The sequence below is a fragment of the Leucobacter chromiiresistens genome, assembly GCF_001477055.1.
Lineage (GTDB): Bacteria > Actinomycetota > Actinomycetes > Actinomycetales > Microbacteriaceae > Leucobacter > Leucobacter chromiiresistens_A.
In genome coordinates, this window is sequence record NZ_LDRK01000037.1 from 1 (window position 1) to 3,041 (window position 3,041).

Here is a 3,041-nt window from a genome sequence, read left to right on the forward strand (position 1 = left end):
GTGGGCGGGCGTCGCGGCCCGGATCGGCGCCTCGATGCGGTTCGAGCGTACGAGACGGGCGCCGGGGCGGCAATGGGCCGAGACGCACTGCGTAACGTGCCGTCCGGTCGCGCCCGCCGCCCCCGTGCGGTCTGTCGCGCGCCGCCGCGCCTCGCTAGGCTCGGGTCGGATACCGCCGAACGGAGGAGGGCGCATGCAGCGACGGGTCGTGGTGACAGGGGCGAGCTCGGGGATCGGCGCGGCGACCGTGCGCCGATTCGCCGAACGCGGGTGGGAGACCGTCGCGGTCGCGCGGCGGGTCGATCGTCTCGAGGCGCTCGCCGCCGAGACCGGCGCGCAGCCGATCGCCTGCGATGTGACCGACGAGGTGCAGGTGGCGCGCCTCGCCGCGGAGGTCGCCGCGAGCGGCGGCGCGACCGGCCTCGTGAACAACGCGGGCGGAGCGTGGGGCACCGAGTCCGTCGAGCACGCGTCGAACGACGACTGGCGCCGCATGTTCGAGGTGAACGTGATCGGCCTCCGCTCGGTGACATCGGCGCTGCTGCCCGTGCTGCGCGACGGCGCCCGGCGCTCGGGCTCCGCGTCGATCCTCAATGTGACCTCGACGGCCGGGCACAGCGCCTATCCGGGCGGCGGCGGCTACAACGCCGCGAAGTTCGCGGCGCACGCGGTGACCAGTGTGCTCCGTCTCGAGCTCGGCGGCGAGCCGATCCGCGTCATGGAGCTGGCCCCCGGTCTCGTGCACACGGAGGAGTTCACCCTGAATCGCCTCCGCGGCGATGCCGAGGCCGCCCGCAAGCCGTACGCCGACGTGACACCGCTGCAGGCGGAGGAGGTCGCGAGCGTGCTCGTCGGGGCGTTCGAGCAGCCCCCGCACGTGAACCAGGATCTGATCGTGCTGCGCCCGGTCGCCCAGACGAGCGTGTTCCACACGCATCGCGGCCCGCTCATCGCGAAGGGGGAGTAGCCGATGCGCTCCGGAGCGCCAGCGGGCATGGCCGCCGATTGGGCGACGGCGCTCGCGCCGGTCGCCGGGCGGCTGGCCGACGTCGAGCGGTTCGTGCAGTCGGAGCGCGCAGCGGGCGCGGAGGTGCTGCCCGCCCCCGACCGCGTGCTGGCGGCGTTCGAGCGTCCGATGGCCGACGCCCGCGTACTCATCGTGGGGCAGGATCCCTACCCCACGCCCGGGCACCCGATCGGCCTGTCGTTCGCGACGTCGCCCGACGTGCGCCCGATCCCGCGCAGTCTGCGCAACATCTACCGCGAGCGGGAGGACGATCTCGGGATCGCGCCCGCCGAGCACGGCGACCTCTCGGCGTGGGCGGACCGCGGCGTGCTGCTGCTCAACCGGGTGCTCACCGTGCGCGCCGGGGAGGCGGGCTCGCACCGCCGGAAGGGCTGGGAGGAGATCACGGCCCGCGCGATCTCGGCGCTCGCCGAGCGGGACTCGCCGCTCGTCGCGATCCTGTGGGGCAGGCCGGCGCAGACGCTGCGTCCGCTGCTCGGCGCGGTGCCCTGCATCGAGAGCGCGCACCCGTCGCCGCTGTCGGCCTCGCGCGGCTTCTTCGGCTCCCGGCCGTTCAGCCGCGCGAACGCGGCGCTCCGCGAGCAGGGGGCCGACGAGATCGACTGGTCGCTGCCCGGCGCCGAACCGGCGCTGTTCTAGCCCCGACCCTCCGGAGCGCTCGCGTCGCGCTCGCTCGCAGGAACGACGCCGACGGGCTCCGTCTGGTCGACGAGGCGGTAGGGGCGCCGGCCGTCGCCGCGCACCCAGGCGAAGTAGCAGACGGTCACCAGAGCGACCCAGACGAGCCCGACCCAGAGAGCGGGCCGCGAATCGGGCACGACGCCGACGAGCACGATGATGCACACGATGAAGCCGACGGTGAGCCAGGAGGCGACCGGCCAGAGCGGCACCGGGAACTCGCTCGGGAGCCGCCCCTCGCGCGCGATCTCGGCGCGCATGCGGATGTGGGCGACGAGAATGACGAGCCACACCAGCACAGTGGCGAAGGTGGCGAGCGCCCCGAGCAGGAACAGCACCTGGTCGGGGTACAGGAAGTTGAGCACGACGCCGACGAGCAGCCCGACGATCATCGTGACGACCGTCATGATCGGCACGCCGTTCCGGGTGGTCCGCGTGAACGACCGCGGCGCCTGCCCCTGCTCGGCGAGCCCGTGCAGCATCCGCCCCGCTCCGAAGATGTCGGCGTTCATCGCCGAGAGCGCCGCGGTGATGAGGATCACGTTGAAGACGGCCGCCGCGGCCTGGAATCCGATCGACTCGAAGATCGACACGAAGGGGCTCGTCTCCCCGGTGATGTCGACCCAGGGCTGGATGCACATGATCACGCCGAGGGTCAGCACGTAGAAGAGCAGGATGCGGATCGGCACCGAGTTGATCGCCTTCGGGAGCACGCGCTTCGGGTTCTGCGCCTCGCCCGCGGTGACGCCGATGATCTCGATCCCGCCGAAGGCGAACATCACGATCGTGAACGAGGCGATGAGGCCCCAGAGCCCGTTCGGCATGAATCCGCCGTGCTCCACGAGGTTCTGCGGCCCCATCTGATCATGGCCCGCGATGCCGAATCCGAACAGGATCACGGCGACGCCGGCGACGATCAGCGCGATGATCGCGACGATCTTCACGAGCGCGAACCAGAACTCGAGCTCGCCGAAGACGCGCACCCCGAGCAGGTTGATGGCGGCGATGAAGCAGACGACGGCGAGCACCCACACCCACTGCGACACGTCGGGGAACCAGAACCGCATGTAGACCCCGATGGCGGTGGCGTCGAAGACGGCGACGAGGAACATCTCGAAGGCGAAGGTCCAGCCGACGAGGAAGCCGGCGTACGGGTGGATGTAGCGCGAGGCGTACTGGCCGAAGGAGCCGGAGACGGGGTGCCGCACGATCATCTCGCCGAGCGCCCGCATCACCATGAACACGGCGGCGCCCCCGATGACGTAGGCAATGAGCACGGCGGGGCCGGCGGTCTGGATGGCTCCGGAGGATCCCATGAAGAGCCCGGTGCCGATCG

The 3,041-nt window shown here is 71.8% G+C and carries 3 protein-coding genes; 2 read left to right on the forward strand and 1 reads right to left on the reverse strand.

Translation table 11 applies throughout. The annotated features are described in order from the left end of the window. Positions 1-193 precede the first annotated feature (193 nt). Together NS354_RS07230 and NS354_RS07235 are read left to right on the forward strand one after the other, a co-directional pair. Complete coding sequence (locus tag NS354_RS07230; protein ID WP_058593899.1) at positions 194-967, forward strand: SDR family oxidoreductase; 774 nt, start codon at positions 194-196, stop codon at positions 965-967. Between the two features lie 27 nt (positions 968-994). Continuing rightward, on the forward strand, positions 995-1,666 hold the full coding sequence (locus NS354_RS07235; protein ID WP_430735997.1) for a uracil-DNA glycosylase: 672 nt from the start codon (positions 995-997) through the stop codon (positions 1,664-1,666). Here NS354_RS07235 and NS354_RS07240 read toward each other — a convergent pair. Beyond that, the coding region (locus tag NS354_RS07240; RefSeq protein WP_058593901.1) for an amino acid permease at positions 1,663-3,041 on the reverse strand (1,379 nt) is incomplete at its 5' end. The two genes, NS354_RS07235 and NS354_RS07240, sit on opposite strands and share 4 nt — an antisense overlap.

Bases quoted from the DNA above. Each gene is read 5' to 3' on its own strand.
- NS354_RS07230 (WP_058593899.1), top strand. From the start codon at position 194: ATGCAGCGACGGGTCGTGGTGACAGGGGCGAGCTCGGGGATCGGCGCG.
- NS354_RS07235 (WP_430735997.1), top strand. From the start codon at position 995: ATGGCCGCCGATTGGGCGACGGCGCTCGCGCCGGTCGCCGGGCGGCTG.